This is a genomic window from Devosia psychrophila (genome assembly GCF_000971275.1).
GTDB lineage: Bacteria > Pseudomonadota > Alphaproteobacteria > Rhizobiales > Devosiaceae > Devosia > Devosia psychrophila.
This window is the reverse complement of sequence record NZ_LAPV01000157.1, coordinates 1-6,493: the sequence shown is the minus strand read 5'-3', so window position 1 is coordinate 6,493 and position 6,493 is coordinate 1. Positions and strand designations below refer to the sequence as shown.

6 protein-coding genes are annotated in these 6,493 nt (G+C 60.8%); 1 reads left to right on the top strand and 5 read right to left on the bottom strand.

All coding sequences use genetic code 11. The features are described 5' to 3' along the window. Positions 1-359: 359 nt before the first annotated feature. From WH91_RS17800 to WH91_RS17785, 4 genes are read right to left on the bottom strand one after another with little or no spacing between them, the layout of a single operon-like run. On the bottom strand, positions 360-1,184 hold the full coding sequence (locus WH91_RS17800; protein WP_046172361.1) for an N-acyl homoserine lactonase family protein: 825 nt from the start codon (positions 1,182-1,184) through the stop codon (positions 360-362). Between the two features lie 8 nt (positions 1,185-1,192). Continuing rightward, on the bottom strand, positions 1,193-2,188 hold the full coding sequence (locus WH91_RS17795; protein ID WP_046172360.1) for an ABC transporter permease: 996 nt from the start codon (positions 2,186-2,188) through the stop codon (positions 1,193-1,195). Next, positions 2,185-3,747 (bottom strand): sugar ABC transporter ATP-binding protein, encoded by a 1,563-nt coding sequence (locus WH91_RS17790; RefSeq protein WP_244542495.1) that lies wholly within the window; start codon positions 3,745-3,747, stop codon positions 2,185-2,187. Before WH91_RS17790 ends, WH91_RS17795 begins: the two co-directional genes overlap by 4 nt. Positions 3,748-3,760: 13 nt before the next feature. Beyond that, positions 3,761-4,702, bottom strand: coding sequence for a sugar ABC transporter substrate-binding protein (locus tag WH91_RS17785; RefSeq protein WP_046172359.1), 942 nt, complete (start codon positions 4,700-4,702; stop codon positions 3,761-3,763). Between the two features lie 168 nt (positions 4,703-4,870). Between WH91_RS17785 and WH91_RS17780 the strand changes: the two genes are divergently transcribed. Beyond that, on the top strand, positions 4,871-5,875 hold the full coding sequence (locus WH91_RS17780; protein WP_046172358.1) for a LacI family DNA-binding transcriptional regulator: 1,005 nt from the start codon (positions 4,871-4,873) through the stop codon (positions 5,873-5,875). 196 nt (positions 5,876-6,071) lie between these two features. Here WH91_RS17780 and WH91_RS22780 read toward each other — a convergent pair. After that, positions 6,072-6,493: ArsR/SmtB family transcription factor (locus WH91_RS22780; protein ID WP_052952939.1), on the bottom strand; the 422-nt coding region annotated here is incomplete at its 5' end.

Sequence of the window (6,493 nt, the reverse complement as noted above, 5' to 3'; positions counted from 1 at the left end):
CTGTTCGAGGCACGCACTCGATCACCCCAAAACAGCAAAACCCATAGCGCAACACCTGCGGACCACGGGTTCCTGCATGAGAGGCTTTCGTACGCCAAGAGGCACCCGAAACCCTTCACCATTGCGGACGTTCACGCATCGAATGCCCGCTCCGAAAAACGGACGTTGCCAGCACATTGCTGAACGTCGAATTGGACCTGGAATACCGCAGAAACCAACCCGCGTTGGCGGAACATTTTTAGGACAGATCCCGACGTCGCACGGATTCAGCCTGTGTGATGGGAGCCGCCCACCTCAGCGCAAGTCAACTTTGGCTACTGGGCCATTAGCCTGCCAACAGATCAGACCCATTTTGGCAGTTAGCCTACTTTGACGATATGAAAACCTTCAAGCTCTGCGACCACGGGTAGGCCCTTCCAGCGCTCAATGTCGTGCAGGATGACGAGGCGATCCATGTCGCCGGCCAGCTCGTTGTTGATCCTGTCGATGGTCTTGAGCTGCTCCCAGACATTGCCGGTGGCATTGTTGAGGGGAACATAGACCCCGTCATTGTTGCGACCGGTCAACTGCAGCCGCGAATAGACGCAATCCCCGGAGATCACCAGCTTGCCACGTACGGTTTCGATCGTGACAAACTGCTGCCCCACGGTGTGGCCGCTGCCAAGCCGGACATGCAGGCCTGGCAGCACATTGTCCTTGTCGCCATCGATCAGCATGACGCGATGTTCGATAGAGGCATCGAGCGCCGAGCGCAGGTTGTCGGGGTCAATGATGGCCGTGAGATAGCCGAACTGCCTGGGCAGCGCGATCGCCTCGTACCAGCTCAGCAGCTCGCTTTTTTGCAGGTGAATACGGGCATTGGGGAATTCGCCGACCGAACCCATGTGGTCGAAATGGCAGTGCGTCAGAACTATATCGGTCACGGCCTCGGGCGTCACGCCCAGCTCGGCCAGGAGGCGGAGCGGGGAGACCCAGTAGGGAATGCCGAACTTGTTGGAAAACCCTTCTTCGTGCTGCATGAAGCCGGTATCGATCAGCACGTTGCGGTCACCCTGGCGCGCCAGGATGAACGAAAAGGGCAGATCCATCACCCCGTCATCATACATGCCCGAGATCAGGTCGACCCAGGGCTGATCCTTGGACCGGGCATATTCCATCACATAGACGTCCCACATATCGGCCATTTCGCCCCTCAGCTTTCTGCCAGCGACCGGCCAAGGCTCGATAGCCCCACTGCCACGATCAGGATGGCACCCTGGAACACATATTGCGAGAAGGTCGGCGCGCCGAAGATGTTAAGGCCATTGAAACCAAAGGCGATGATCAGAGCGCCGACGAAAGTGCCGAGCACGTGGAATTCGCCGTCGCGCAGGGTAGCGGAGCCAAGGAAGACCGCGGCAAAGGCCGTGAGCAGGTAGGAGTCCGCAGCGCTGGCCGTACCACTTCCCAGGCGCGATGCCAAAAGGATGCCCGTCAGCGCAGCGCACATCCCAGAGACCACAAAGCCCAGGATCTTGATGCGGTCGACATCGATGCCGGCCAGCCGCGCGGCCGCGGCATTGCCGCCGACTGCCTGGATTTCCTGGCCCAGCGAGGTGCGCTCGACCAAGGTCCACAAGGCGCCCAGAACCACGACCATCACTACGATATTGTTGGGAATGCCAAACAGCCAGCGGCCCAGCGACAGTTGCAGGAACGCCTCGGGCACCCCGGCAACGATCGGCACCCCGGACGAATAGGCGAAGGCAAAACCGGTGAGAATGGTGCCGACCCCAAGCGTTGCGATCACTGAATTGACCTTGATCTTGGTGACGATGAAGCCGTTGACGAGCCCGATCAGCGCCCCAAGGGCCACGACGATCACGACTGCGACCGGGATCGGCAGCTTGTCGTGGACGATCAGGCCGGTGACGATAATGCCGTGTAGGCTCGCCGCAAAGCCGATGGACAAATCGAGCTCACCAACGATGACCGCCAGGGTCAACCCGCCGGCGATGATCATGGCCAGCGATGCCTGGTTGAGCACATTGGTGAAGTTGCCCAGCGTCGGAAAAGCCTTGGGCGACAGCAGCGAAAAGACGAGGATCATCGCAAAAAGGCCCAGGATAGTCGCATAGCGGGCAAAAATCCCGAGCCCTGCCTTCATCTGGGGCGTCAGCCGTCGGCCGGAAACTGAAATATCGCTCATGCCGGGACTCCTTGCTTGGTCACTTCGTAGCTCGCTTCAACGATCGCATTGCGCGACAATTTATCCCCGCTCAGCTCGCGAACCACGCTGCCTTCGGCCATCACCAGCACGCGGTCGCAGAGGTCTGGCAACTCGTCCGGCTCGGAGGAAATAACCAGCACCGCCATGCCCGATTGGGCCAACTGACGGATCAGCTTGTGAATCTCGCCGCGCGCGCCGATATCGACGCCGCGGGTGGGTTCGTCGAGGATCAGCACATCGGGCTCGCGCCGCAGCCAGCGGCCGATCACCACCTTCTGCTGGTTGCCACCACTCAGGCGGCCGACCGGCTGGTCCATGCCCTGTGTCTTAATCGCCAACGCCTTGATCGTCTCGGTCGCCATATGCGCCTGTCGCTTACGGCTCAGCAGCGGCACAAACTTGCCGGAAACCAGGCTGTCGAGATTGGCGAGCCCGAGGTTGAATAGCACGCTTTTGGACAACACCAACCCTTCGGCGCGGCGCTCCTCGGGCACAAGGCCCAGGCCGGCCTTGACCGCAGCACTGGGGGATTTGGGCCGGAAGGCCTTGCCGGACAAGGTCATGCTGCCGCCATCGGGCCGGTCTGCGCCATAGATCAGGCGCGCCAGTTCCGTGCGGCCGGCGCCAACGAGACCGCCAATGCCCAGCACCTCGCCGCGATGCAGCGCAAAGCTGACACTCTTGACCCGCGGCAGGCGCGAAATATCGGCGACGTCGAGAACCACCTCGCGGCTCATTTCAGCCCGGACCGGCTTGACGGTTTCGTCAAGCCCCTTGCCGACGATGGACTCCACCAGCTTCTGCCGCGTCAGTCCGGCGCGGGAAAATTCGTCCACCGAGCGACCATCGCGGAACACCGATACCCGATCGCAGAGGTCCAAGATTTCGTCGAGCCGATGCGACACGTAGAGCACGGTTACGCCCGAACGCGACAGGTCGCGGATAATGGTGAAGAGCTTTTCGCTCTCGCTGGCTGACAAGGACGCCGTGGGTTCGTCCATGACGATCAGCCGCGACTTGCGCACCAGTGCCCGGCAGATATTGATCAGCCAGTTCTCGGCCGTCGACAATCCCTTGACGCTGGCATTGAGCGGCGCGGTGATGCCGACGCGCTTGGCGATCGGGGCAACCTCGCGCGCGATCGCCGACCAGTCCGTCAACCCCAACCGCGATGGCTTGGGCACGCCCAGCATGATGTTCTGCAACACCGTCATGCCTGGCACGAAGGCCAGTTCCTGATGGATAAAGCTCATGCCCATGGCAGCCGCTGCCTGCGCATTGGCGACGTTGGTCGTTTGCCCGTCGATCTCGATGCTGCCGGCGTCAGGGTGATTGAGCCCGGCCAAGATGCGGATCATCGTCGATTTGCCTGCACCATTGGCACCCACCAGTCCGTGGACTTCGCCGGGCAGCAGGTCGATCGAGACATCCTTGAGCGCTTGCGCGCCGCCGAAGGCCTTGGCGATATGGCGTGCCACGATGAACGGGGACGCTGTGGGCGTCCCCGTCATGGGCGATATGATCGTCGTATCGGTCACGAAACGTCCAGACTTATTGGATGGCTTCCGGGTGTTCGGCGATGAAGGCCTCGACCGTGTCCTTGGTCACCAGCACGGCAGCGACTTCGGCAGCCTTTGGCGTCCAGCCGGTGCCCGCGGCTTTGATCTCCTCGAGCATCTTGACCATGTTGTAGCCCTCGGTGAAGCTATCCTGCCAGGCCGTGGCGGTCATGTAGCCGTTCTTGATGTTCTCGAGCGCCTGGGCGTTGCCGTTGATGCCATAGACGGCGACATCGCTACGATCCTGTGCACGCAGCGAGCCAATGGCGCCGATCGCCGGATCGTCCCAGCAGCCCCAGATGGCCAGGTTTTCATTGCCGGCCGGGTGCGAAGCCAGCCAGGCATTGGCGTATTGCGCCCCGTCTTCGAAATAGCCGGGAATGCGCACTTCGTTCTTTGTGACGGTGATGTCGGGATATTTGGCGAGGATCTCGTCCATCTGCGTTTCGCGATTCCGGCAGACTTCGCCGGTCCGGTAGGTCAGCGCCAGGATCGAGCCCTTCCCATCCATCTGCTTGACCATGGTCTCGACAACCGGAATGGCCATCGGCCCACCAGAGCCGTTGGTGGCCGCAACGGTCGAGCCCAGCCCACCGCCCCAGGTCACGACGGGAATATTGGCAGAGCCGGCGGCGTCGAGACCCGCACCGATCGATGAGAACGGAAACACCATATCGATAATGGCGCCGGCGCCCAATTGGGCAAAGTTCTGGATAGCAGCATTGGCCTGGTCGGCATTGCCGGCAGCGTCAACAACATTGACCTGCCAGCCCATTTCCTCGGCTGCCTTGGTGGCACCCTGGATGTAGCGGACATTGTTGGCTTCGGTTGCACTGATCGACACGATGCCAAGCAGCGGCTTGTCCTGCCCCATGGCTACCGAGCCGGAAAGGGCAACGGCCGCGGCAAGCAATCCCAGCGTTAGATTTCTCATGATTTCAACTCCCATTGATCGCCTCGGACGTGTGCTTCTTGTCGGGAGCATCTGGCCGAACCGTTTCGCTAGCGTCCCGCAACTTTGCGTCTCATGCAACAAAAATCATGCTGGACATGGCGGAATTGTTGTTTCAAAGTCAGCGAAACGATTAGCTATGGTGTGCTTTTGGCGACGATCAAGGATGTTGCAAAGGCTGCGGGCGTATCGACGGCTACCGTATCGGCCGTCGTCAACGACACCGCCTATGTCAGCCCTGACCTGCGGGCGCGCGTGCTCTCAGCCATCCGCGACCTGCGCTATTCCCCATCTCTTGTGGCCCGCAATTTGCGGCGCGGGCGCAGCCAGCTCATTGCCCTGGCCGTGGCCGATCTCGCCAATCCGTTCTATGCGCGCATGGTGTCCTCAGCCGAGGCGGCGGTGGCCGCCTGGGGCTACTCCTTGGTGCTTTTCAACAGTGACGAAAAGCCCGAAACCGAGCGGCGCATTCTCGCGCGCATTCGCACGCTTGGTTGCGATGGCGCGGTCATCGTGCCGGTCGGCGCAGCCGACCAGTACCGCCATCATGAGTTCGATGATGTCCCCACCGTTCTGCTGGGGCGCTCCCTGGGGGGAGACCAGGCCGATACTGTCACAGTGGACAATTTCTCCGCCGGCCGCCAGGTCACCAATTATCTGCTCGATCTGGGTCATACCCATATCGGCTCGATCACCGGCCCGATGCAGCTTTCCACCGGCCATGGCCGGCTCGAAGGCATGATCGAGGCCATGGCTGCCCGCGGCCTCGCGCCTCAGCCAAGTCATGTCCGTTCCGGCGAATTCAGAGAAGACGCCGCCTATTCGGTGGCGCGCGATATCCTTGGCCAGCCTAATCGCCCCACTGCGCTCTATGTAGCGAACGGGGTCATGGCAATCGGGGCAATGCGCGCCGTGTCCGACATCGGGCTGAGCTGCCCCCAGGATGTCTCGATCGCCTCGACCGACACCATTTCTGGCGTTGGCGGGTTAAAGCCCCGCCTGACCCGCACCGAACACCCGGTCGCCGACATGACCAATGCAGCGCTGCGCATGCTGGTCGAACGCATCGAAAAAAAGGTCAGCGTTCCGCCGCGCCATATCACCTTCCAGCCCGCCTTAGTTGTCGGAGAAAGCTGTGCGCCCGTCGCTCGTTAAAAAATCGATCAGAAGCGGCAAGATCATACGTTAAGCTTGGTTCAGTTCAGTTCAGTTCAGTTCCGCTGTAGCTTTTCCGACGCAAGAAATGGCCGCATCGCGCCCCATGCACCCTCCCGCGAAGCGGGTTCGTGCATGGGGTCGGAAGCAGTCGCAAAGGCGCGGGTTAGGCCCAACCATTATGCGGACGGAAAGTCTAAATAGCCTGCACTTTGGCAATGCCGGCGCCTAGAGGTTCCGCTTCACCCGGTGTCGCCTCCAGATAAGCAATTAACCTTGCGTACCCTGCATCTTCAACAGCGCTGTGCGCCCATCGCGCAAGCTCATCGAGCGTTTCAATATTGATGGAATAACGTCGCTCCTGCTTACGGCGAGCTACCTTCAGCAGACCGCCTTCAGTCATTTCCTTCAAGTGATAACTTGTGGCAGGTGCCGAGAGCCCTTTTGCGCGAAGCGCTCCGGCTGGCAGGTCACCCGCATCGGCCAACTGGCGAAAAATGGCGAAGCGCTGCGGATCGCCCAAAATTCTCATCAGCTGGATAAGTTTGCCGTCGGTCATTCCAAACTCGCTTAATTCAGGATCCACTGAACGAACAAGAGCAGGGCAACCGTGGTCAT